Below are 23,432 nucleotides of genomic sequence, written 5' to 3' on the forward strand. Positions count from 1 at the left end.
TTCTCACCTTTACCAACGGCTGAACGCGCAGGTTCCCTTCTTTTCATCTTCGCCCGATGACGGTAGCGCGGGATCCATCTTGAGGGGGACCGGAATGCGGCTTGGCAAATATCTCATCGCGATGGCAGCGGCCATGCTCTCGAACGGGCTGGCGGCGCAGATGGAGCCGGTGCCCGATATCCAGCCGGGCGAAGCGGAGGGACCGTTCGGGACCCTGATCGTGTCGGGGGCGACCATGATCGAAGGATCGGGCGCGCCGCCCATGGGACCTGTCGATATCGTGATCGAAGGCAATCGCATCGCCGCGATCCATGGCGGCGGCGCACCTGCAGATGTGAAGGCGGCGGCCGAGCGCGTGATCGATGCTACCGGCATGACGGTCTTGCCCGGCTTCGTCGACACGCATGGCCACAATGGCGATCCGTCCAAGGCTGCCCAGCCCTCCTACGGCTATCGGCTCTGGCTCGCGCACGGTGTCACCAGTGTGCGCGGGGTCAGCTTTTACTTCGGGCCCGGTCAGCCGGATCTGACCGACCGCCAGCGCAGCGAAGCGAACGAGATCGTCGCCCCGCGCCTGTTCCCCTACGCCGTGTTCGGCGACAAATGGGGCCGCCGCGCTCCGACAACGCCTGCCGAAGCGCGCGAATGGGTTCGCTGGGCCAAGGCGCAGGGGTTCTGGGGGATCAAGTTCTTCAATTCCGCGATGCCCGACGTGCTCGGCGCCGCTCTCGACGAGGCCGAAAAACAGGGCATCGGAACGGTCGCCCACCTTGCCCAACCCGGCGTCCAGCGGGTGAATGCGCGCAAGGCTGTCGAACTTGGCCTCGACGGGATCACCCATTTTTACGGCCATTTCGAAAGCCTGCTCGATGACAATGCGTTGCCGCGCTATCCGCAAGGCTACAACTATTTCGACGAGCAATCGCGTTTCGCTTGGGTAGCCCGCCTCGCCGACCAGGTGGTCGAGCCGCACAGCGAGGAATGGGACGCATACATCGACTTTCTCATCGAAAGCGGCGTGACGCTCAGCCCGACCTTCAACATCTATTCTGCCAGCCGCGATGTGATGGCCGCGAAAAACCGCGACTGGCATGCGCGTTACAGCCTGCCCTCGCTGATGGATTTCTACGCGCCAAGCGCCACCAATCACGGCAGCTATTACAAGGACTGGAGTACGGAAGACGAGGTCGCCTGGCGCAAATTCTACCGTTACTGGTTCGACCTGACTGCCGAATTCCACCGCCGCGGCGGGCGCGTCACCGCAGGGAGCGATCCGGGCTACATCTACCAGACTTGGGGCTTCGCCTATATCGGCGAGCTTGAGATGCTGCGCGAGGCCGGCCTCAGCCCGCTGGAAGTCATCCGCGCTGCAACCACGGCGGGCGCGCAGGAAATCTATGATCCGCGCGGTGAAGAAGCACCGATGGGCACGATCCAGGTCGGCAAGCTGGCCGATCTTGTGATCGTGCCGGGCAATCCGCTCGACAATCTCAAGCTGCTGTACGGCACCGGTCATACGAAGCTGAACCGCGAGACCGGCGCGATCGAGCAGGTCGGCGGCGTGCGGTGGACGATCAGGGACGGCATTATCTACGACGCGCCGAAACTGCTCGAAAGCGTCGCCGCAATGGTGGAAATGCAGAGAGCTTCGCGCGAAGCCGCCCAGTAGGCGCTTGCAGCTTGGGGGCGGCGCGACTACCTCGCGCTGCGTTATGGCACAGCCCCCCATCCTCAGCCTGGAAGGCATGGCCCTGCAACAGGGCGGCAAATGGCTGTTCGGCGGGCCGGATCACGACCCGCTGGACCTGCATATCGGCCCACGCGACAGGATGGCGCTGATCGGCCGCAACGGTGTGGGCAAGACCACCCTGTTTCGCATGATCGACGGCCAGCTGGAAACCGACGCTGGCACTCGCAAGATCAAGCCCGGAACGCGGATTGTCCTGCTTGAACAGGACCCCGACCTTTCGGGCCACGCCACCTTGATGCAGTGGGCGCTGGACGGCACGCACGCCCCGCAGGAACACGAGGTCGAAGCCATCGCCGGCCAGCTCGGCATCGATATGAGCCGCGCTACCGAAGGCGCAAGCGGCGGCGAGAAGCGCCGTGCAGCGATTGCCCGCGCGCTGGCGCAGGATCCCGACCTGCTGTTGATGGACGAGCCGACCAACCACCTCGATCTTGCGGCCATCGAATTTCTCGAAGGCTGGCTCGACCGGTATCGCGGCGCCTTCCTGGTCATCAGCCACGACCGAACATTCCTCAAGCGCCTGACCCGCGCGACTATCTGGCTCGACCGGGGTAATTTGCGCCGCAAGGAAGTCGGCTTCGGCGGCTACGAGGCCTGGGAAGAGCAGGTTTACGCCGAGGAAGCACGCGCAGCTGAAAAGCTCGACGCGAAGCTGAAACTCGAGGCCCACTGGCTCGAACGCGGCGTCACCGCACGGCGCAAGCGCAATCAGGGCCGCCTGGAAAAGCTGTGGCAGATGCGCGCGCAGCGAGCCTCGATGATCGCCAGTGCAGGCACCGCAAAGCTGAAGCTGGCTACGGAAGAAGATTTCAAGTCGAAGTCGGTCATCGTCGCAGAAGGGATCACCAAGTCATACGGCGACCGCACGATCATCAAGCCGTTCAACCTGCGCATCCAGCGCGGCGACCGCATCGGGATCGTCGGCTCCAACGGCGCAGGCAAGACCACGCTGCTCAAGATGCTGACCGGCGAACTGGAGCCCGACAGCGGCACGGTGGAAATCGCCAAGACGCTTACCGGCGTGATGATCGACCAGCAGCGCCAACTGCTGACCGACGAGAAAACCGTCCGCCATGTGCTGGCAGAAGGCGGCGACTGGATCGATGTGCGCGGCGTGCGCAAGCACGTTCAAGGCTATCTCAAGGAGTTCTTGTTCGACCCCAAGATCGTCGACATGAAGGTGTCGGTTCTCTCCGGCGGCGAACGTTCGCGGCTGCTGCTGGCGCGCGAGTTCGCGAAGGCATCGAACCTCCTCGTGCTGGACGAGCCGACCAACGATCTCGACCTCGAAACGCTGGACCTCTTGCAGGAAGTTATCGCCGATTACGAAGGCACCGTGCTGATCGTCAGCCACGATCGCGACTTCCTCGATCGCACCGTCACCATCACACTCGGCCTCGACGGGACCGGCAAGGTCGATGTCGTGGCCGGCGGGTACGAAGACTGGGAAAAGAAACGGCGCGCCCCTGTCGAGCGGAAGGAAAAAAGACAGGACAAGCCCGCTTCGAAGCCTGCCGAGCAAGCCAGGACGAAGCCGACCAAGCTATCCTACAAGGACCAGCGCGATCTGGAACTGCTGCCTGCACGTATCGAGGAGTTGGAAGCGGCTATCGCGAAGGGCGAGACCATCCTTTCCGATCCCGATCTCTACTCCAAGGATCCCAAGAAATTCGCCACGATCAGCGAGGGGATCGAGAACGCTCGCACCGAAAAGGACGCGGCCGAAGAACGCTGGCTGATGCTGGCGGAAATGGCAGAGACCCTTTGAGCGCAGAAGCGCTTGCGTCACGGATCGCAGCTTGCCGGCTGTGCGAAAAGCACTTGCCCCACGGCGTGCGTCCCGTCGCCAGCTTTTCGCCCAACGCACGCCTTCTCATCATCGGCCAGGCGCCCGGATCGAAAGTCCATGAAAGCGGCATTCCGTGGGACGATGCGAGCGGTGACCGGCTGCGCGAATGGACTGGCCTCACCAAGGAGCAGATGTACGATCCACAGCAGGTTGCGCTCGTCCCGATGGGCTTCTGCTATCCGGGCAAGGCCAGCGGAGGTGACAAGCCACCCCGGCCCGAATGTGCGCCCCAATGGCATGAAAACGTGCTCGAGATACTGCCCGAAGACCGTCTCACACTGCTCGTTGGAACCCATGCGCAAAGTTACTACCTGCCGCAGACACGCAAGCTGTCGATGACCGAGCGGGTTCGAAACTTCGAAGACTACCTGCCGGACTTTCTACCACTGCCCCACCCTGCGTGGCGTTCCACATTATGGATGCGGCAGAACCCGTGGTTCGAAGAGCGGATCCTGCCGCGGCTGCGCCAGCTGCTCGCTCACCGGATCCGGTAAAAATCAGCCACCCGATCCAGCGCAAGACGCAGGACCAGCTTCCCGCTCCTGGCGGGCCAGCCGAGGCCCTTCTCGGAATGGGACAGGCTCCCGCAATTGCAGACGACATGCCACAGGACATCCTTCAGGCCGCTCCCTGCCTGCGCCATCGCAGCATCGAAGCGTGCGCGGGCCGCGAGCTGGCGCTCACCCGGCGTCATGCCGTCACCGCCCCCACCGTCCACGCGCACCGGGTCCCAGCGCATCGTCATCCCCGGCGCAACCTGCGCACGCTCATAGTCCGATCGGAGCCGCTCGCCCGCATCAAACAGGCGGTCATCGATATGCCCGCGCGCATGAAGCCATGATAGCGGCGACTCGGCCAAATTCACCGTAACGGTTCGCTTCTTGCCCTTTGCAGCGCCTTTTGCGCGAGGCCCCTCTTCGGTCAGTTCCCGCTCGCTTAGTTCCCTTCGCATACCCGATCTCCTTGCCTGTGGAGAGATCGCTTGCATATTTTCGGTTAGTGTAGGAAAGTCGAAAAACCATTTCGGTTACTGGAGAAGGTGGTTGATCAACCGTATCCGCGACATCCGCAAGCAGAAGGGCTGGACACTGGCCGATCTGGCAGAGGCTTGCGACCCGCCCACCACGCCGCAGACCGTCGGTCGGCTCGAGACCGGAATGCGGAACCTGTCACTTAAATGGATGGAACGGATTGCTGATGCCTTGGGCGTAGAGCCGGAAGTGCTCGTCCGCTCCGAAAAAGCCGCCCATCCGCAAGTTGTCGCCCATCTCGGCAAGGATGGGCCAGAGGCGCTGGAGACAACCCGCGATGCATTGCTCGCGACCGATCTTGGATCGGACGGCGCCCTGATAGTCCTGACTATCGAATATCCGCATGGGGAATATCGCCCCGGGGATCAGTTGTGGCTGCGCCAGATCGATCCGGAAGATGCCGGACGCGCGGTGAACCGCGACGTGCTCGTCCCGCGCAAGGCCGGGCGCTTCTCCTTCGGCCGGTTGATCGATCGGCAGGGCAGCCTCGTGGGTATCCTGCCGCCGGGCCACGGAGAAAAGCAGCAGGTGGTCGACAGCCCGCCCTGGATCGGTGTCGCCGAAATGCTGGTCCGCCGGCTGTGACCTCTCCCAAACCGCGGCGGGCGTTGGTCCTGTCGACATTGTGGCCAAATGCATCAGCACCAAGGTTTGGCACTTTCGTCGCACGCTCGATTGAGGCACTCGGAAAGCATACGGACTGGGAGCCTGTCGTCGTCAACCCAATCGGCCTGCCTCCATTGGCGCTCGGGCGGTATCGCGAGGCGAAGGAGGCCGCCGTCGATGGCTTGGAAAACGGTGTAGCTGTCCATCGCCCGACGTTTCGCCTCCTTCCCAAGGTGGGAGGTCGTCTGAATCCCCGCCTGATCGCCAAGGCCGTAATGCCTCTGGCAGAAAGACTGCACGAAGAGCAGCCGTTCGACCTGGTCGATGCGCAGTTTTTCTACCCGGACGGCCCAGCCGCTGCCCGCATCGCAGCTGAGCTCGGTCTTCCCCTCTCGATCAAGGCGCGGGGGGCGGATATCCATTATTGGGGCGGCCGCAGCTATGGTGCGCACGCGCTCAAAACTGCTGCCCAGCAGGCTGCCGGTCTGCTCAGCGTTTCCGACGCATTGGCGGACGACATGGCTGCGCTGGGCATGGACCGCGCCAAGATCGCGATCCATCGCACGGGCCTCGACCGCGACCGGTTCCGGCCGCTCGGCCATACCCAATTGCGAAACCGCCTCGGCAACGAGCTCGGCATCGAGATCGGCGAAAACGACCAACTCATCGCCACCGTCGGGGCCCTCATCGAACGCAAGGGGCAGGCGTTGGTCATAAAGGCTCTGACCGACCTGCCTGGCGCTCGCCTCCTGCTGGTCGGCAAGGGAGAGGACGAGGCCAGCCTGCGCGCCCTTGCAAGATCGGAAGGCGTGGCCGATCGCGTCCACTTCCTCGGTAGCGTGGATCACGACCTGTTGCCGATCATCCTGTCCGCCGCCGACGTGATGGCCCTGCCATCTGCCAGCGAGGGGCTTGCCAATGCATGGATCGAGGCGCTGGCCTGCGGCACGCCCGTCGTCATTACCGACGCTGGCGGTGCGCGCGAAGTGGTGAATACGCCCGCCGCAGGAGTCATCGTCGCCCGGCGAACCGACGCCGTGCGCGAAGGCATCAGGCTGGTCTTGCAAAACAGGCGGCCACCCCTGGAGGTAGCCGCCTGTGTCGACGCTTATAGCTGGGAGGCTAACGGCAAGGCGCTAGGCGCGCACTACGATCGCCTCGTCGAGGGTTAGACCTCGCCGCGCGCGATGCGCTCCTGCTTGTCGGCAACTGTTTCTTCCGGAACGAAGCTGTCCGAATTGACACCCATCCAGATGAGCAGCGGCGCGGCCATGTAGACCGAGCTGTACGTACCCACGAAGAGGCCGAGCGTGATCGCAGCGGTGAGGCCGAAAAGACTCGCGGGGCCGATCAGCAGCAGCGGCAGCAGAGCCACAAGCAGCGTCAGCGAGGTCATGACGGTACGCGCCAAGGTTTCGTTGACCGAGAGGTCGAGTAGCTCTGGCACCGGCATCTTGCGGTACTTCTTCAGGTTCTCACGGATTCGGTCGTAGACGACGATCGTATCGTTCAAGGAGTAACCGATGATGGCCAGGATCGCGGCGATGATCTGCAAGCTGAATTCCAACTGGAACAGCGCGAACATTCCTAATGCCAGGCTGACATCGTGGAACAGGGCAAACAGCGCGCCGACCCCGAACTGCCATTCGAAGCGGATCCAGATATAGAGCGCCACGGCCAGCATGGCGGCCACCAGCGCAAACACCGCATCCTCGCGGAATTCACCCGAAACCTTGCCGGACACGTTGTCGTTCCCGTCGAGGCGGAAGTCGGGATAATTGCCCTTCAACTCGTCCACAACCGCATTGGCGGCGGCCTGGGCGGCGTCCTTGTCGGCAGCAACCTCGTCGGGCAGGCGAACGCGGATCGAAACCTGGTTATCCTCGCCAAAGCGTTGGACCACCGGGGAGCCATATCCAAGGCCCTCTACATCCTGCCGCAGCTGCGCCACCGGGGCTTCGCTGCGTTCGGTGAAGGTCGCCCGGACCTCGAGTCCGCCGGCAAAATCCACACCGTAATTGAGACCCTTGGTCATGACGAGCGCCCAGCTCGCCGCGATCAGCAGGATGCTGACCACGAAAAAGGGCACACGCCACTTGAGGAACTTGATGTTGGTATCGTCGGGGACGAGCTTGAGAAGTTTCATCGTCCGTTTCCTCAAAGATTGATGTCGGATGGGCGCGACTTGCGCAGCCATCCGGCGACCCACATGCGGGTCAGCGGCAGAGCGGTGAAGACGCTGGTGAACAGGCCGACGACGAGGACCACGGCAAAGCCCTTGATCGGTCCGGAGCCGAAGCTGAACAGCAGGACGCCTGCGATGAAGTTGGTGACGTTCGCGTCATAGATGGCGCGGCTGGCTTCCTTGTAGCCGTTCTCCACCGCCGCAATGACGCGCCTCCCGCGTTTTCGCTCCTCGCGAATGCGTTCGTTAATCAGCACGTTGGCGTCGACTGCAGCACCGATGGTGAGCACGAAGCCCGCGATACCCGGCAGGGTCAGCGTCATGTTAAGCGCCGCCATGATGCCGAGCAGCATGAGCACGTTGATGACCAGTGCCACCGTCGCATAGATGCCGAAACGACCGTAGGTCATGATCATCAGGCCCATGACCAGAATCGTGCCGATCAGGATGGCGATCATCCCCTGCTTGATCGAGTCCGCGCCGAGATCGGGTCCGACCGTGCGTTCTTCGACCACGCTGAGATCGACCGGCAGCGCGCCGGAGCGCAGCTGGATCGCCAGGTTGTTCGCGCTTTCGACAGTGAAACCGCCGGAAATCTGCGACTGGCCGTTCTGGATCGGCTCGCGCATGACGGGAGCGGAAATAACCTCACCGTCGAGGATGATCGCGAACTGGCGTCCCGTGTTTTGCGTCGTCATCCGCGCAAAGCGGCGACCGCCGTCGGGATTGAAGGTGATCGAAACGACTGGCTCGTTGGTCTGCGCATCGAAATTCTGCTGCGCGCCAGTAAGCGTTTCGCCGTCGATGCCGCCGATGCGCTGGACGACGACCCCGTTAGGGAAGCCCTCGCCCTCGGCATAGGGATAAACTTCGCCGCCTGCCACGAAACCACGCGCCACTTCTTCGGCGCTGGCCTGACGCTCGACGAGCTTGAATTCCAGCTTGGCAGTCTTGCCGAGCAGTTCCTTGAGCTGTTCGGGATCCTGCAGACCGGGCACCTGCACCACGATGCGGGTGTCGCCCTGGCGAAGGATCGTCGGCTCACGCGTGCCGAGGCCGTCGATACGAATACCGACGGTGCGCAGCGCACCTTCCATTGCCCCATCGACCGCATTGTCGAGACCGGCTGCAGTCTGGGTCAGCACGAAGCGCTGCCCGTCGACGACCTGCAGGTCCCATTCGCGGACCGGGCCGGTGCCGTTCATGATGTCTTCGATTTCAGCCCGCGCGCGGTCCACGTCGGCGACATCGTCGAGCAGGAAGCTGAGCTGGCCGTCCGCGGTCGAAACGTCGCCGATGCGGATGCGGGGCTCTGCGCGGCGCATGGCGTTGCGCACGCTTTCTTCCAGGTCTTCCAGACGCATGGCGGCCACTTCGTCCCGCTCGGCTTCGAGCAGGATGTGGCTACCGCCGGCAAGGTCGAGACCGAGGTTTACGACCGGGTCGGGAAGCTGATCGGGCCAATCGAGATTGGCGAGCGAGAACAGGGACGGCAGCGACAGGAGCATGCCAATGACGGCGATGCCCCACAGGAACGCTTTCCTCCAAGTTGGAAATTCGAGCATGTCTGCTGTGTGCCTCTTGCCGGATCAGTCGTTGGCGGGCTTGGCGGTGGTGCCGGACAGCACTTCGCCAATAGTGTTGCGCACGGCGCGGACCTTCATGCCCTTCGACAGTTCGACTTCGACGAACTGGTCTTCGACCTTGGTGATCTTGCCGACGAGACCGCCAGCCGTCACGACTTCGTCACCGCGCTTCAGACCGGCGATCTTTTCCTGGTGCGCTTTCTGCTGGCGCATCTGCGGGCGGATCATCAGGAACCAGAAGATTGCGAAAATCGCGACCCATGGAAGAATCTGCAGCCAGACCGGCGGCTGGGCGGCGGCGGAGCCGGCGGCGGCGAGAAAGTCGATCATGAAGGAAAAGCCTGTATCCGTTGATGCTGTTGTTCGTGCGAGATGGGACCGGTTGCGGAGCAATCAAGCTTCCGGCCGAAAGCCCCCTCGCCAAGAGCGCGCGCAGTTAGCAGGAACGCGATTGCAGGGCAATGAATTGCGGCAGCTTGACGCTTGCCATGCACAAAACTGCACCCTATAGGGCCGCCTCCACTGGTATCGGGACGTGGCGCAGTCTGGTAGCGCACTATACTGGGGGTGTAGGGGTCGCTGGTTCGAATCCAGTCGTCCCGACCAGTGGATCGCACCGGAAAAATTGGTTTTCTGAGAACAGCCTTGCTCAGCCCGGGCTGATCGCGCGGTCGCCGCTTAGCGCAGCGATCAGGCCGGTCGCATAGAAAGCGACCAGCACGCCGACGATTGCCTTGGGCGATTTGCCGGCCTCGGCGATCCCCGCACCGCAGCCTGCATCATCGGCCCAGTCGAGCCAGTCCTGCCAGGAATAGAGCTCGTCATCGTCGACGTCGCGGTAGGTCTTGCCGACATAGCGCCAGTCTTCCGGCGCATTGCCGTCTTCCAGCCATTGCGCATATTCCGGCTCGATCCGGTCGCAATCCCACAGTTCGGGAATGTCGAGCGCGCCATCCGCGGTCGAAGGGATCGGATCTGCCGGTTGCGCCACGGCACCGCCAGCGACCAGCGCCAGCACACCTGCAGTTGCAGCAATATGCGAAATGACCCGTTTCATCCGATGCTCCGCATCTCTTTCGACGGCGACTGCTGTAACCCACTTGCCCTTGCGATACAATGAAACCCGTCCGGCTGTGCCGGTGCGTTTCCTACATATTCCCATTTGGTTATCCAATTGCTTTTGGAGGAACCAATTATGGCTATCATCGAATCGCTTATCGGCCCTATCGCCTCGATCATCGACAAGATCATCCCCGACAAGGAAGCGCGCGCCAAGGCAAAGCTCGAACTTCTAGCGCTGGAAGGGACGCACGAACTCAAATCCATCGAAGCCCGCCTCGCCGCCATTGTCGCCGAGGCCAATTCGAAGGACCCATGGACCAGCCGAGCGCGGCCCAGCTTTCTCTATGTCATGTATTCGATGATCCTCTTCGCCCTCCCTATGGGCATCCTCGCAGCCTTCCTGCCGGAGGCGGCCGGAGATATCGGCGATGGCATCACGCGCTACCTGCGCGGGCTCCCGGACGAGCTCTACGCCCTCTTCGGGACCGGCTACCTCGGCTACACGGCTGCGCGCCAGTGGGGGAAGGCGAAAGGAATGGAGAAATAATTCTCCCAGGACCGTGTTCCACATGTTCCATTCTGTCGGAGGCGCGCGGGGGCAATCCAACTATGTCCCTGCGCGCCCGGCTGGGCTAGGAGACACGGCATGAGCACACTCGTCTACGTCCTCAACGGCCCGAACCTCAACCTGCTCGGCACGCGCGAACCGGAAATCTACGGTTCTAACACGCTTGCCGATATCGAGGCCGGCTTGCACGAGCAGGCAAAGGGTCTCGGTCTCGCGATCGACTTTCGCCAGACCAATCACGAAGGGCAGCTGGTAGACTGGCTTCACGAGGCAAACCGTGAGGGCGCGAAGGCGATCCTGCTCAACGCAGCGGCATATACGCACACGTCCATTGCGCTGCTCGATGCGATCAAGGCGATCGATGTCCCGGTGATCGAAGTGCACTTGTCTGACCCCACCAAGCGTGAGGAATTTCGGCACACCAGCTACGTCGGAATGGCAGCGGTTGATTGCGTCCAAGGCCTCGGCGCGCGCAGCTATTCCGTAGCGTTGGAGAAGGCCGGTTCGTTGTAACGCAATCGTCACAGCCCCTTGTCTTGCACGCCGAGCCAGAGCATAGGCGCGTGCAACAGTTAACAAGGGACCATTCATGGCCGAACGCAAAGGTAGCGCCGGAAAATCCGGTATGAACGTCGACACCTCGCTTGTGCGCGAGCTCGCTGAAATGCTGGGCGACACAGGCCTCACCGAAATCGAGGTCGAGGATGGCGATCGCAAGGTCCGCGTATCGCGTGGCGGCGGCGTGGCCATGGCCGCCCCTGCCCCGATGGCAGCAGCGCCTGCGCCCGTAGCGTCCGCTCCGGCGCCGGCTCCTGCTCCCGGTAACGACCCAGCTCCCGCTGACGCCGACGCCGCCGGTGCGCTCAAGTCGCCCATGGTCGGCACCGTCTACCTCGCCCCAGAACCAGGCGCAGCCGACTTCGTGAAGGTCGGGGACAGCGTGAAGGAAGGCCAGACCCTCCTGATCGTCGAAGCGATGAAGGTCATGAACCCGATCGCCGCCGACAAGTCCGGCACGGTCAAGGCGATCCTCGTCGAGAACGCCCAGCCCGTCGAATTCGACCAGCCGCTCGTCGTCGTCGGCTGAGGCAGGTCATGACGATTTCGCGTATCCTTATCGCCAATCGCGGCGAAATCGCGCTCCGCATACATCGCGCCGCGCACGAAATGGGCATCGAGACAGTCGCGGTGCACTCCACCGCCGACGCCGATGCCATGCACGTGCGCCTTGCCGACCATGCGGTCTGCATCGGCCCGCCGAGCGCGACCGACAGCTATCTCAACATCGCCAACATCATCTCGGCCGCCGAAATCGCGCAGGCCGATGCGATCCACCCGGGCTACGGCTTCCTGTCGGAAAACGCCAAGTTCGCCGAGATCGTGGAAGCGCACGATATCAAGTGGATCGGCCCCAAGCCCGAACACATCCGCACGATGGGCGACAAGGTCGAAGCCAAGCGCACCGCAGGCAAGCTCGGTCTACCGCTGGTGCCCGGCAGCGACGGCGCTGTTTCCGAGATCGAGGAAGCACGCAAGATCGCCGACGAGATCGGCTATCCCGTTATCATCAAGGCCGCCAGCGGTGGCGGCGGACGCGGGATGAAGGTCTGCGAAAGCGAAGACCAGCTCGAAACGCTGATGCAGCAGGCCGGTAGCGAGGCGAAGGCCGCCTTCGGCGATGCAACGGTCTATATCGAGAAATACCTCGGCAATCCGCGGCACATCGAATTCCAGGTTTTCGGCGATGGCGAAGGCAATGCCATCCATCTTGGCGAACGCGATTGCTCGCTCCAGCGCCGGCACCAGAAGGTCCTCGAAGAAGCGCCCTCCCCGGTCATCTCGGATGAAGACCGGATGCGGATGGGCGAGGTCTGCTCCAAGGCGATGCGCAACATGGGCTATCGCGGTGCGGGCACGATCGAGTTCCTGTGGGAAAACGGCGAGTTCTACTTCATCGAAATGAACACCCGCCTGCAGGTCGAACACCCCGTGACCGAGGCGATCACCGGTGTCGATCTCGTGCGCGAACAGATCCGCATCGCGGCGGGCAAGCCGCTGTCGGTTGCGCAGGAAGATATCGAGTTCAAGGGCCACGCGATCGAGTGCCGCATTAACGCGGAAGACCCGTTTACCTTCGCGCCCAGCCCCGGCAAGGTCACCTATTACCACCCGGCAGGCGGCATGCACGTGCGCGTCGATAGCGGGCTATATGCGGGCTATTCAATCCCGCCCTATTACGACAGCATGATCGCCAAGCTGATCGTGTATGGCCGTAACCGCGAAGGCTGCATGATGCGCCTCAAGCGCGCGCTGGAGGAAATGGTGGTCGAGGGCGTAAAGACCTCAATCCCGCTCCACCAGGCCCTGCTGGAGCAGGAGGACGTCCAGACGGGCAACTACTCGATCAAGTGGCTGGAGGACTGGCTCAAGGAGCGTGAGGTCTGAGGCCGATTTTTTCTTACGTCGCTGATTAATAAAGGTAAATCAGGAATAGGCACCAGTCGCCTAATCTATAGTCCACGCACCATTTGAACCGTCTGTTCCTGGATCAGGGCGGGCAAGGTCCGGCCAACCATATTTCTGCCAAGCAGCAACCAGTCCAATCGTTTCTGCGAAGTCCTTGAACCCCGGGTGCGCACGGAATCCCCGTGCACGCTTCGACGGCATCCAAGCTTCGCTTACAAGGGATATCCATATGGCTGGTGATTTGTGCTCGAGGTAAAGCCTGAAATAGCTCTCGGCACTCTTTTCACACACCAGCGCTGACAACATTGGATAGTTGATCGGCTCGGACTTGGTTTCCGCGGCATTCAAAATGAATGTTTCCACCAACTCCTGAGCTTGTGGATCGTCATAAAATTTGGCTCGAAAAACGATCTCCCATTGTTCCTTTGACCTTAATTGCGAGGCAAATCTTTCGCCAACCGCTTCGTAACTTTGCATGATCATATCAAACGCGAAATCTGGATCGCCCTGTATCGCCTTTATTTCTGCCAAATAGAAAGCACTCCCGGCGAACCCGGCCTCTTGCGCCCGCTGAAGCATCGCTTCGGCCAATTCAAACTCAGTGAGGCCGAGATAACACTGACCGGCGCAATATGAGATTCGACCAGACAAAGGTTCAAGCTCTAGGGCATCCAGAACATGCGGCAATCCAGCAGAAAATCTGCCGATTGCCATGCTCTTGTAAGCCATTGCGAAAATGGACTCGGGATTGTTCTCTATCGTTTCCTTCGTTTTCTCATAGTAGCCGACGAAATCTGTCCCATCCCACTGGGAGTATGCGATAGTATATTTTGCAGTCAGTGATTGAGGATCGATTTCAAGGGCGCGGGCGGCCGCCCTTGCTGCGGCTTCGTAGTAAACGTGTTCATCGGGAACAGTGGCGACCTGCGGCATCTGCGCCTGGGCAAATGCCATAAGTTCCCATGCTTTCAAGAACTTGGGGTCGAATTCCACAGCAGCTTCCAGAAGCTCGAGCGCGCGCGATATCGTTTCGTCACCCCAATACTTGTTCAAAAGTGCGCGAGCTCGGAGGAAGAGGTCATAGGCCTCCTTATTGTCCGTCAGCTTCTCGGCAAGGCGCTGATCCGTGCCCCAACCGAGCAGGGTCCCCAGCTTGCCAACTATCGCCTGCGAGATCTGGTCCTGAAGATTGAAAACGTCGTCGAGCGTTCCATCATATTTTTCCGACCAGAGATGAAAGCCGTCCGAGGTGCGAATGAGCTGCGCGGTTATGCGGACCCTATCGCCCTGCTTGCGAACGGAACCTTCGAGTACGTTGGCAACATTCAGTACCCTGCCGATTTCGCGAATATCGACGCTCTTGCCCTTCAATGCGAAAGACGACGTCCTCCCCGCCACGAGAAGGCCAGGCACGTTGGCAAGAGCATTGAGGACTTCTTCGGCCATTCCATCTGAGAAATATTCCTGCTCAAGGTCGGAGGACATGTTTGCGAAGGGAAGAACCGCAATCGAAGCCGAGATCGGACTATTCTGCTGGACAGAATCTGCGCCATTCGGGATCGAACGAGAACCGCCGATCGATGAAGCCAGTTCGTCGATCGCTCGATGGGAAGGATCACCATCCCATCCGCGAAAGTTCACCGCGTGAATTTGCCGGAACCCCAGCGGTGGCAAAGAGCCGTCAAGCGACAGGGGCAGCAGCTTTCCCTGTTCGCGTGCAAAATCCGCTTCGTCTCGAACCCAGTGCGATCCAAGCGAACGCTCGGACCACGCTACGACGACAGCATCAGCAGACTGCAACTCTTGCTCGATCACCAAGCTGAACTCTGAGCCGGCGGCTATCTCTCGATCCCACCAAACCGAGTAGCCTCTTACTTCCAAAGCGCCAGCAAGTTTCCCGATCGTGTCGCGGTCGCCGTGAGCGTATGATATGAAGATATCGGCCAAGGACCCTCCAAACTTGCGACGCAGTCATCGTTAGCAGGTTGGAAGGGTTTGTGCAGCACCTTAGTATTTACTTGACGGTTTCGGGTTTGCACAGCGGCAATAGGCTCAGTCGAATTCGAACCCCGCTGCCTTCGCCTCGGCGATAATCTCCTCGCCGGTCATCTTCGGATGCTCGCCCACAATGCAGCTCCAGCTTGCGGCTTCGTCGACGAAGATCTCTTTCTCGATTGCCGCACCGCTCGCGCTGTCGAACAGGCCGGCCGAAAAGCTGCGGTTGCCTGTGGGGAGGAATTTGAACCACAGGTTCGACCCGCAGGTCTTGCAGAACGCACGCTCGGCCCACTCGCTCGAGCGGTAAACGCCGACGCTATCCTCGCCGTGGATGGTGAATTGCCTGCTTTCCAGCGCGCTGTAGAACGCCCCGCCCCAGCGGCGGCACATGGTGCACTGGCAAATCTCGATCTCGCCCGAAGCGTCCGCAACTTCGATGCGGACTGCCTTGCAGAGGCAATGACCTTCGACCACCCGATCAGCCGAGCGGGACGCCCGGTTCGCTCTTGGAAGTGCGGATGGTGAGCGAGGTCTTCACGCTGGCCACATTGGGCGCCGGCGTCAGCTTGCTGGTCAGGAATTCCTGGAAGCTTTGCAGATCCTTGCTGACGATCTTGATAATGAAGTCGATTTCGCCGTTCAGCATGTGCACTTCGCGCACTTCGGGCAGGTCCAGCATCGCCGCTTCGAATTCGCGCAGCGCGTCTTCGGCCTGGCTCTTCAGGCTGACCATGGCGAAAACCGTAATCGAGAAGCCCAGCTTCGACGGGTCGAGTTCGGCATGATAGCCGCGAATGACGCCGTCCTCTTCCAGCGCGCGCACACGGCGCAGGCACGGGGGCGCGGTCAGGCCGACGCGATGAGCCAGTTCGACATTGGTGATTCTGCCTTCGTCCTGCAGTTCGGAGAGCAGGCGACGATCGATTTCGTCGAGATTGGCCATACGAGTCCTCGATAATTTGATGCGCCATAAAGACGCTGCGCGCTTAAGAAATGTTGAAAAGGCGCAAGCATCGTATTGGCTAACATTATTATCTTTGCCAGCAATCGTCCCGCTTTGCAACGTGTCGGAAACATCTCGTTCATCACGTTTGTTGGAGCGATAGAAGGGACGCGCGCGTAATGGTTACCCGCCTGCAAACCACCTAAGCTTCAGGAGCATCGATGCATTTTGACGACCGCCTTGCTACTGTACTGCGCAATCGCGCGGGCGGGGAGCGTGCGGCCAAAACGCAGTTCCGGCAGCTGATCGACCTGCTCGGCGAACGTCCGCAAGCAGGCGACAAGGCCCTGAAAGCAGCAGCTTACCTGCGATTGATCGCATTGGGCGAGATGATTTCCGTGGCCGATCGGGCCGCAATCGTGGGCGAGAACGGCTGGCGTTTCCGCAATCCGGAACTGGTGAAATGGTTCGGCGAAGCACACCCGCATATCGCCGCCGCGGCGCTGTATCGTGCGAATCTGACAGGCGAGGAATGGGAGGAAATCATCCCCCGCCTCCCGATCCGTGCACGCGGTTTCCTGCGGCATCGGCGCGATCTTCCCGTCGCGGCGGAGCGGGTTCTCGATGCCCTGGGCGTGTCGGACCGCGCGCTGCCGCAGCCGGTGCTCGAGCAATTGGGCGAAAAGGCCGCCATGCCGCCTCTCCCCGTCGAGGAACCGGAAGACACGCCTGAAGAGAATTTGGAAGAGCCTGCGCCCCTGTCGCTCGGCACACTCGAAACACCCGAAGCGCCTGCCGACGAAAAGCCTGCCCCGGAAGAGCGGCCGGTCGAAGCCGGGAAGGAGGGCATTCGCGCCCTCGTCGACCGGATCGAGGCTTTTCAGAAGGTGCGCAGTGAAAGGGTGCTGGACGAAGACAATCCGCGCCTTCCGCTGGGCGAGAAAGACGCCGCACCGCACGCCCGGCCGCTCGACCAGTTCGTGTTCGGCAGCGACACCGACGGACGGATCGACTGGGCCGAAAGCGGCATTGCGCAGATGGTCGGCGGTATCGATATCGCCCACGCAGCCGACGAGCAGGAGCTGGCTTTGCGCGCCTTGCGGATGCGGCAGCCTCTGTCAGGGTTAGCAGTGCATCTGAGAGGCGCGGCCCGGATAGAAGGTGACTGGATCGTCGACGCGACCCCGCGTTTCACTCGGTCGGAAGGGCGCTTCTACGGCTATGTAGGCCGCTTCCGCCGCGCCGTCTCGCAGGTTGAGGACCGGCGCGAGGCGGAGGCTGATCGCCTGCGCCAGCTGCTCCACGAACTCCGCACGCCGGTCAACGCGATGCAGGGCTACGCCGAGATAATCCAGCAGCAGGTGATCGGGCCGGTCCCGCACGAATACCGCGCCATCGCCGCGACCATCGCTGGCGATGCCGCCCATATTTTGGCCGGGTTCGAAGAACTGGACCGGCTGGCGAAACTTGAAACCGGCTCGCTCGAACTGGAAGCAGGAAATGCCGATTTCGCGGCGATTGCGCGCAAGCAGGTGGCGCAGCTGCAGCCTGTGCTGAGCCCGCGCGTCGCCCGTTTCGATACCGACCTTGGCAACGGACGCGCGCCGATCTCGCTATCCGAGTCCGAAGCAGAGCGCTTGGCTTGGCGCTTGCTCGCTACGCTTGCGGGGACGCTGTCGGCTGGAGAAGCAGTCGCTATCAAGATGGAAACCGGTCCGGAGCAGGTCGAATTCGCTCTCAGTCTTCCTTCGGGACTGAGGTCGGCCGAAGACATCTTTTCCGTCGAAACCCGTGCCAATTCCGGCGCGCTAAGCGCGGGTATCTTCGGGGCGGGCTTCTCACTGCGCCTTGCTCGCGCCGAAGCGCGCGCAGCGGGCGGAGAATTGGTCAGGCTCGATGGCGCGCTGGTTCTGAGTCTCCCGCTCTTGACCGGTGTAGAGAGGCTGCCTAGCCCTGAAGGGCAGCCGGATAACGCGACCGGTTGAGTTTGGGTAACGGCCCCCTGGAACAGAAGCAGCTTGGGGAAGCATCTTTGTCCGACCGCAGCCTTCTCGACCCACCGACGCCCGGTCTGCGGGCGCGGTTCAAGCCGGGTTTCGGCCGTCGCGCGCTTCTGACAATAGACACCGAGGAGGAGTTCGACTGGTCGAAGCCCTTCACGCCCACCGGCCACAAAGTCGACCACCTCATGAGGATCGGCAAGTTCCAGGAATTCTGTGAAGGTTTAAGCGTGGTCCCCGTCTATCTAGTGGACTGGCCCGTAGTCAGCTCCGACCTGGCGAAGGAAGTGTTCCCGCACCTGGTGACTCAAGGTCGCGCCGAAATTGGCGTCCAATTGCATCCATGGGTCAATCCGCCCCAGCGCGAAACGGTCAATGCTCGCAACAGCTACGCGGGGAACCTGCCTCCCGATCTCGAGCGGGAAAAGTTCGACAATCTGGTGGACGCGATCGAGCAGAATTTGGGGGTCTCCCCGCTGATATATCGTGCCGGGCGGTACGGTGTCGGGACGGAGACCGCGACCATCCTGAAAGGGCGTGGTATCGCCATCGACACCTCCGTTCGCCCGCATCATGACTATTCCGACGATGGCGGTCCCGATTTTACCCGGCATCCCGACTATCCCTATTGGACAGACGAGCAGCGCAACCTGCTCGAGATCCCGCTGACGACATGTTACTGGGGAATGCTGCGAAAGCAGGGTGCATTGCTTCAGCCCCTAATTCGAAAGTTTCCCGGCCTTGGAGGAGCCTTGGCAAAGACGGGCATGCTTGAACGCATCCCGCTCACGCCTGAAGGCACAACAAGCGAAGAAGCGATCCGATGCATCGACATCGCGCTCGATGATGGCTTTGAACTGCTCGTCATCAGCTTGCACAGCCCTTCGCTGGTACCAGGCCACACGCCTTATGTGCGCAGCGAAGATGACTTGGACGCGCTCTACGACTGGTTGCGTGCCGTTTTCGGGTATTTCGAGCTTCGCGGAGTGAAACCGACCAGCGTCAGTGAAATCATGCACCAGGTTGAGGTTTGAGCGCTTGCGCTTGACGAATGGCGCGTCTAGGCGGCGCATTCGTCTGACCACAGATGACAGGGGCCTGTAGCTCAGTTGGTTAGAGCTGGCCGCTCATAACGGCTAGGTCGCGGGTTCGAGTCCTGCCGGGCCCACCAGTGGTTTGTGTCGTCAGTCGGGATTGCCCGTGTCGGGGAGTAGCGCAGCCTGGTAGCGCATCTGTTTTGGGAACAGAGGGTCGCAGGTTCGAATCCTGTCTCCCCGACCAGCAATCCAGTTCAACGCAGGAGGAAAGCCGGATGACCGCCGCCCGACCTGCAACTATCGACAAGCGCGCAATCTGGGCCATCGCCCTGCCCGCAATGGTCACAAATGTGGCTACAGCATTGATCGGCATCGGCGATATGTGGATCGTCGGGCAATTGAGCGACGCGCCAACGCAGGGCGCAGTCGATGTCGGCGCGCGCCTTTTCGCCGTTCTCTTTACCGTGATGAACTTCCTCAAGACCGGCACTACGGGCCTTGTCGCACAGGAAGGTACGCGGGCGGGCAAGGACGCGCAGGTCGCCATACTGGTGCGCGGGCTTGCCGTGGGCCTCGTTATCGCGGCCATTCTCCTAATCGCCAAGCCGGTGCTACTGCCCGCTGCGCTGGGCGCGCTCGGAGCCTCGGGCGAAGTTCTCGAAGCTGCACGGGTTTACGCAGAGATCCGCTATTGGTCAGCGCCTGCAGTAATGGCCAACCTCGCCCTGATCGGTTTCATGGTCGGTCGCCGCCAGATGACCGCGGTGCTGATTTTCGAGGTGGCATACAATCTCACGAACATCGCACTCGGCCTCTGGTTTGTGCTCGGCCTCGACTGGGGCATTGCGGGGATCGGTTGGTCCAGCCTGATCGCCGAATATGCGAAGCTGGTCGCGGTGGGCCTGTTCCTGGCCCGTGGCGATTTCCTCGCCCGGCTGAGAAAGAGCCTGGCGGAAAAGGGTACCTTGGGATGGAGCGCGCTTAAACCGTTCCTCTCTGTCAACAGAGACCTGTTCCTGCGCACGGTCGTACTGACAATTGCCCTGGCTGCGCTGACACGTTTGTCGGCTGAACGTGGTGCAGTGGTATTGGCCGCCAATGGCATCCTCTACCAGATGTTCATTTTTACTGCCCTCCTTCTCGACGGCTTCGAGAACGCAGCGCAAGTGCTCAACGGAGAACGGGCAGGAGCACAGGATCGAAAAGGGTTCAGCGCCTATCTCGGAGCGATCCTGCTAAGAGGCATTGTCGCTGCTGCACTTGTCGCCGCGGCGTTCGCCCTGTTTGCCGATCCCGTCCTTGCAAGTTTCGCTGCGACTACCGCGGTCGAGGCCGTGGCGCAGGACCTCGGGATTTGGCTGATCATCATCCCATTTGCAGGGGTCGCCAGTTTCGTGCTGGACGGAATATATGTGGGTGCGAGTTGGACCAGGGCGCTGCTCCTCACAATGATGGGTGCTGCGGCGATATTTGCGCTAGCCCTATGGCTGACATGGCCACTCGGGTCGCATGGGCTTTGGCTGTCCTTCACCCTTTTCCTGATCGCGCGCACTGTCCTGCAGCTGGGTTCAATTCCGTTCCTGCTGGACCGCGAATTCGGCGATCCCAGCCAAGTCGACTGACTAGGAATTTGCCGCCGTTGGCCAGCTGGATTTGGGAGCAATGGTAGCGATGAGGGAAATATCGCCCGATTTCTCATCGTGAATTGATCGGTTCCGGCCACCCTGCTTGGCGGCATATAGCGCCGCATCGCTGCGCGCGAACAGCTTGCCGTAACCCTCGCCTTCTCCACGCCCTGCGATGCCAAAGCTGGCCGTAAGTCGGTGGTCTTCGGGCATGCCTTCGATCGTACTGGCGCCAAAGCGGTTGCGGACGCGTTCTGCCATAGCGACGGCCGCGTTCCCATCACAGTTCCACGCGAGAATACAGAATTCTTCGCCCCCGATGCGTCCTGCAATATCGGTATCGCGAATCGTATTGCGCACGACTTCCCCGAACCGGGCGATGGCACGGTCACCCGTCTGATGCCCGTAGATGTCGTTGACCGCCTTGAAATGATCGATATCGGCTACGACCAGCGAAACCGGGACGCCTTCCTGCTTGGCCCGTTCGAGATAGGCAATAGCATCCTGTTCAAAGGCGCGACGCGTACGCAAACCGGTAAGAAGGTCGAGTTCAGCGCGCTCTCTTACCGCCGCGATCTGGTCGTAGATACACGCCGCTACAAGCACCATTGCAGCCAGCAACGACAAGAGAGCGAGCGATAGGTTGAGCACCGAGTAATAGAGCGATTCCCGGTAAGCCGCTGCCGGGATGCTGCCTTCGACCAGCAGCGTTAGCAGCGGCCGGATGAGGAATTGCGCGGCCAGGAGCGCTTGCATCGCGATGATGACCTTGTCGATTGCCTCGCGACGGTGTGCGTTGAGCAGTGACATGACTGCCACCACATACATCACGCCATATCCCGCATTCACGATGATCAGGCGTGCGGTCAGATCATCGGACAGAAGAATGGCAAGCGCCAACGTCGCCGCCGAGAGCGCATAGACGATGAGCAAAACGCCCAGATGGGGCGGCTGATCGACGCGGCGTGCCATGCCCCAGATCCCCGAAGCCGCGCTCAGCGTGTAGAAAAACTGGGTGGTGTGGAAGACGTACGGTGAACCGGTGTCGAAAAGGTGAGTGACACCGAAACCGATCGCGAAGAAAGCATAGGCTGCGGCAAACGCGAGCACGTAATTGCCCAGCGTCCCGCGCTTCCACAAGAGGAGGAAGCCGACACTGAACATCACCGCCATGGTCGGCGTGATCATCCCGATGATTTGTTCGCGCATCCCCGCCCTGTCTTGTTGAACTTTCGCGTTAGCTTCGAAAGGTTAATCACCTGTTGAGACTTTACCCAAGATCTCGAATTTACGGGTGTTTACGCCGGGTAGCTATTCGGCGCTAACCCGCATGATCGGAGCGCTGCGATTGGCCAGGATACCGACAACGGCGGTCCAGACAGCCACGTTCTGCCGCAACTGTGCCGGGTCGATCTTGTCCAGCGTATCGTCTGCTGTGTGGTGCAGGTCGAAATAGCGCGTTCCATCCTGTTGGAGGTCGATCAGCGCCCCGCCCTGTTCGCGCACGAGATTGAGATCGGCACCGCCGGTGGCGACGATGCGCGTCGGTGCTACTCCGAAACGCGCGACCGCGCCCGCCAGTTCGCGGTAGAGATCGGGATCGCTCGAAGTGAAGTTAGTCTCAATTCGCCAGATGCGGTCTGCGCCGAAATCGCTTTCAAGCCCGACATAGACCGGCTCGTTGGCATGTGCTTCGGCATAGGCAGCGCTGCCCCACAGACCCGTTTCCTCGGCCCCTGCAAACAGGACACGGATGGTGCGCAGCGGCTGGCCCTGCGCAGCGACGTGTTTTGCAGCGGCAGCGATGATCCCGCAGCCTGCGCCATCGTCGATTGCCCCCGTGCCGAGGTCCCAGCTGTCGAGATGGCAGGCCAGCAGCACCGGCTCTAGGGAGGGGTCGCTGCCGACAATCTCACCGACGACATTACCGCTTGTCGTCATGCCGAGATCGCGCGGGGTTAGGACCAGCTTCATGCGGACCTCGCCCCCGCGGGCAAAAAGTCGCTCGAGATTGTCGGCATCAGGGTTGGACAGCGCGCCCGCAGGAATGGGAGCCACCCCTTCTGCAAAAGTCGTGGTACCCGTATGCGGTACACGGTGGCTGTCAGTGCCGACTGATCGAATCACGGTTGCCACTGCGCCCTTGCTCGCCGCCACGGACGGAGCCATCCAGCGCGCCGGTCCTGCGAATCCGTAGCTGGAGCCGTCCTGCGTCTGGCGCATATCATGGCTGACAAAGGCGATCTTGCCTTCGAGGCTAACTTCATCGGCCGCGACAAGGTCGGCATAGGTAGGGAAATAGACTACCTCGGCTTCGATACCCTCTGGTCCGGTCGAGCTAGTGGTCGACAGCGCGGTGATCGCCATGGGCTGCGTTGCCGGGGCGACAACCCAGGCCATCTCCTGTCCGCGCACCCATGTTTCCATCTCGAACGGTTCGTCCGCGATGTTGGAAAAGCCATTGCGGCGCAGCCAGTCCATCGCCCACACGCGGCCACGGGCTTCGGCATCGGTACCCGGCATGCGCGGGCCGACTTCGGTGGTGATCCCTTCCACTAAATCCCAGGCGATGGTGTCGCCAGCCAATGCTTCATCGGCGCGGTCGGCTTGTGCGGGAGTGGCGAGAGTAATGGCGGCAAGCGCAAGCAGCTGTTTTTTCATGGCGCGCTTGCTAGCAAAAGCTGTGGTCCTGCCAAGCTGCAAACGCAGCGTGCCTGTTCGTAACC

The 23,432-nt window shown here is 61.4% G+C and carries 22 protein-coding genes and 3 tRNA genes; 15 read left to right on the plus strand and 10 right to left on the minus strand.

Annotated features, from left to right (window positions below; translation table 11 throughout):
- Nucleotides 1-94 precede the first annotated feature (94 nt).
- The 3 genes from GRI34_RS06590 to GRI34_RS06600 are packed head-to-tail and all read left to right on the plus strand — an operon-like array spanning nt 95 to nt 4,093.
- On the plus strand, nt 95-1,669 hold the full coding sequence (locus GRI34_RS06590) for an amidohydrolase family protein (RefSeq protein ID WP_160595247.1): 1,575 nt from the start codon (nt 95-97) through the stop codon (nt 1,667-1,669).
- A gap of 43 nt (nt 1,670-1,712) precedes the next feature.
- Nucleotides 1,713-3,518, plus strand: a complete 1,806-nt coding sequence (locus tag GRI34_RS06595; protein ID WP_160595248.1) for an ABC-F family ATP-binding cassette domain-containing protein — start codon at nt 1,713-1,715, stop codon at nt 3,516-3,518.
- Nucleotides 3,515-4,093, plus strand: coding sequence for a uracil-DNA glycosylase family protein (locus GRI34_RS06600; protein ID WP_234028164.1), 579 nt, complete (start codon nt 3,515-3,517; stop codon nt 4,091-4,093). The genes GRI34_RS06595 and GRI34_RS06600 overlap by 4 nt, the downstream gene beginning before the upstream one ends.
- On the opposite strand, the gene GRI34_RS06605 is transcribed toward GRI34_RS06600, so the two are convergent.
- Entirely contained in the window at nt 4,078-4,551 is a 474-nt protein-coding gene (locus tag GRI34_RS06605) for a DUF6456 domain-containing protein (RefSeq protein ID WP_160595249.1), read from the minus strand. The two genes, GRI34_RS06600 and GRI34_RS06605, sit on opposite strands and share 16 nt — an antisense overlap.
- 91 nt (nt 4,552-4,642) lie before the next feature.
- On the opposite strand from GRI34_RS06605, the gene GRI34_RS06610 reads away from it, so the two are divergent.
- Nucleotides 4,643-5,215, plus strand: a complete 573-nt coding sequence (locus tag GRI34_RS06610) for a helix-turn-helix transcriptional regulator (RefSeq protein WP_160595250.1) — start codon at nt 4,643-4,645, stop codon at nt 5,213-5,215.
- Nucleotides 5,212-6,408 carry a glycosyltransferase gene (locus tag GRI34_RS06615; RefSeq protein ID WP_160595251.1) on the plus strand — a complete coding sequence of 399 codons (1,197 nt, stop codon included), beginning with the start codon at nt 5,212-5,214 and terminating at the stop codon, nt 6,406-6,408. The genes GRI34_RS06610 and GRI34_RS06615 overlap by 4 nt, the downstream gene beginning before the upstream one ends.
- Here the strand turns inward: GRI34_RS06615 and secF are convergent.
- Genes secF through yajC form a run of 3 tightly spaced genes read right to left on the minus strand, consistent with a single transcriptional unit; the run spans nt 6,405 to nt 9,337 of the window.
- Nucleotides 6,405-7,382: a protein translocase subunit SecF gene (secF, locus tag GRI34_RS06620; protein ID WP_160595252.1), complete on the minus strand. Its 978-nt coding sequence runs from the start codon at nt 7,380-7,382 to the stop codon at nt 6,405-6,407. The two genes, GRI34_RS06615 and secF, sit on opposite strands and share 4 nt — an antisense overlap.
- A gap of 11 nt (nt 7,383-7,393) precedes the next feature.
- Nucleotides 7,394-8,986, minus strand: coding sequence for a protein translocase subunit SecD (gene secD / locus GRI34_RS06625; protein ID WP_160595253.1), 1,593 nt, complete (start codon nt 8,984-8,986; stop codon nt 7,394-7,396).
- A 24-nt stretch (nt 8,987-9,010) separates the two neighbouring features.
- Nucleotides 9,011-9,337 carry a preprotein translocase subunit YajC gene (gene yajC, locus GRI34_RS06630; protein WP_160595254.1) on the minus strand — a complete coding sequence of 109 codons (327 nt, stop codon included), beginning with the start codon at nt 9,335-9,337 and terminating at the stop codon, nt 9,011-9,013.
- 199 nt (nt 9,338-9,536) lie between these two features.
- Between yajC and GRI34_RS06635 the strand changes: the two genes are divergently transcribed.
- Nucleotides 9,537-9,613: transfer RNA gene (locus GRI34_RS06635), tRNA-Pro, on the plus strand.
- A gap of 43 nt (nt 9,614-9,656) precedes the next feature.
- Here the strand turns inward: GRI34_RS06635 and GRI34_RS06640 are convergent.
- Nucleotides 9,657-10,064 carry a hypothetical protein gene (locus GRI34_RS06640; protein WP_160595255.1) on the minus strand — a complete coding sequence of 136 codons (408 nt, stop codon included), beginning with the start codon at nt 10,062-10,064 and terminating at the stop codon, nt 9,657-9,659.
- Nucleotides 10,065-10,202: 138 nt separating this feature from the next.
- Here GRI34_RS06640 and GRI34_RS06645 point away from each other — a divergent pair, with 138 nt between their 5' ends.
- The 4 genes from GRI34_RS06645 to accC all read left to right on the plus strand — a co-directional run bounded on the left by GRI34_RS06645 (nt 10,203) and on the right by accC (nt 13,082).
- Nucleotides 10,203-10,616, plus strand: coding sequence for a holin family protein (locus GRI34_RS06645; RefSeq protein WP_160595256.1), 414 nt, complete (start codon nt 10,203-10,205; stop codon nt 10,614-10,616).
- A 99-nt stretch (nt 10,617-10,715) separates the two neighbouring features.
- Entirely contained in the window at nt 10,716-11,150 is a 435-nt protein-coding gene (locus tag GRI34_RS06650; protein WP_160595257.1) for a type II 3-dehydroquinate dehydratase, read from the plus strand.
- Between the two features lie 76 nt (nt 11,151-11,226).
- Nucleotides 11,227-11,724 (plus strand): acetyl-CoA carboxylase biotin carboxyl carrier protein, encoded by a 498-nt coding sequence (accB, locus tag GRI34_RS06655; RefSeq protein ID WP_160595258.1) that lies wholly within the window; start codon nt 11,227-11,229, stop codon nt 11,722-11,724.
- Nucleotides 11,725-11,732: 8 nt separating this feature from the next.
- Nucleotides 11,733-13,082 carry an acetyl-CoA carboxylase biotin carboxylase subunit gene (gene accC, locus GRI34_RS06660; RefSeq protein WP_160595259.1) on the plus strand — a complete coding sequence of 450 codons (1,350 nt, stop codon included), beginning with the start codon at nt 11,733-11,735 and terminating at the stop codon, nt 13,080-13,082.
- A 60-nt stretch (nt 13,083-13,142) separates the two neighbouring features.
- On the opposite strand, the gene GRI34_RS06665 is transcribed toward accC, so the two are convergent.
- The 3 genes from GRI34_RS06665 to GRI34_RS06675 all read right to left on the minus strand — a co-directional run bounded on the left by GRI34_RS06665 (nt 13,143) and on the right by GRI34_RS06675 (nt 16,044).
- Nucleotides 13,143-15,050 carry a TIR domain-containing protein gene (locus GRI34_RS06665; RefSeq protein ID WP_160595260.1) on the minus strand — a complete coding sequence of 636 codons (1,908 nt, stop codon included), beginning with the start codon at nt 15,048-15,050 and terminating at the stop codon, nt 13,143-13,145.
- Between the two features lie 105 nt (nt 15,051-15,155).
- Nucleotides 15,156-15,575 (minus strand): GFA family protein, encoded by a 420-nt coding sequence (locus GRI34_RS06670; protein ID WP_325065195.1) that lies wholly within the window; start codon nt 15,573-15,575, stop codon nt 15,156-15,158.
- A 4-nt stretch (nt 15,576-15,579) separates the two neighbouring features.
- Nucleotides 15,580-16,044 carry an Lrp/AsnC family transcriptional regulator gene (locus GRI34_RS06675; RefSeq protein ID WP_100259294.1) on the minus strand — a complete coding sequence of 155 codons (465 nt, stop codon included), beginning with the start codon at nt 16,042-16,044 and terminating at the stop codon, nt 15,580-15,582.
- A 221-nt stretch (nt 16,045-16,265) separates the two neighbouring features.
- On the opposite strand from GRI34_RS06675, the gene GRI34_RS06680 reads away from it, so the two are divergent.
- The 5 genes from GRI34_RS06680 to GRI34_RS06700 all read left to right on the plus strand — a co-directional run bounded on the left by GRI34_RS06680 (nt 16,266) and on the right by GRI34_RS06700 (nt 20,703).
- On the plus strand, nt 16,266-18,029 hold the full coding sequence (locus GRI34_RS06680; RefSeq protein WP_160595261.1) for a histidine kinase dimerization/phospho-acceptor domain-containing protein: 1,764 nt from the start codon (nt 16,266-16,268) through the stop codon (nt 18,027-18,029).
- Between the two features lie 47 nt (nt 18,030-18,076).
- Nucleotides 18,077-19,078 carry a polysaccharide deacetylase family protein gene (locus GRI34_RS06685; protein ID WP_160595262.1) on the plus strand — a complete coding sequence of 334 codons (1,002 nt, stop codon included), beginning with the start codon at nt 18,077-18,079 and terminating at the stop codon, nt 19,076-19,078.
- Nucleotides 19,079-19,138: 60 nt separating this feature from the next.
- Nucleotides 19,139-19,215: transfer RNA gene (locus GRI34_RS06690), tRNA-Ile, on the plus strand.
- A 33-nt stretch (nt 19,216-19,248) separates the two neighbouring features.
- Nucleotides 19,249-19,325 (plus strand) — tRNA-Pro (locus GRI34_RS06695).
- A gap of 31 nt (nt 19,326-19,356) precedes the next feature.
- Complete coding sequence (locus GRI34_RS06700) at nt 19,357-20,703, plus strand: MATE family efflux transporter (RefSeq protein WP_160595263.1); 1,347 nt, start codon at nt 19,357-19,359, stop codon at nt 20,701-20,703.
- Here the strand turns inward: GRI34_RS06700 and GRI34_RS06705 are convergent, their stop codons facing one another.
- Together GRI34_RS06705 and GRI34_RS06710 are read right to left on the minus strand one after the other, a co-directional pair.
- The gene (locus tag GRI34_RS06705) at nt 20,704-21,915 is read right to left on the minus strand and encodes a GGDEF domain-containing protein (RefSeq protein ID WP_160595264.1); all 1,212 of its coding nucleotides are present in this window, start codon (nt 21,913-21,915) and stop codon (nt 20,704-20,706) included.
- Between the two features lie 102 nt (nt 21,916-22,017).
- Nucleotides 22,018-23,367, minus strand: coding sequence for a M20/M25/M40 family metallo-hydrolase (locus tag GRI34_RS06710; RefSeq protein WP_160595265.1), 1,350 nt, complete (start codon nt 23,365-23,367; stop codon nt 22,018-22,020).
- Nucleotides 23,368-23,432: the final 65 nt, after the last annotated feature.

It is taken from the genome of Qipengyuania aquimaris, from assembly GCF_009827445.1.
GTDB classification, from domain to species: Bacteria; Pseudomonadota; Alphaproteobacteria; order Sphingomonadales; family Sphingomonadaceae; genus Qipengyuania; species Qipengyuania aquimaris.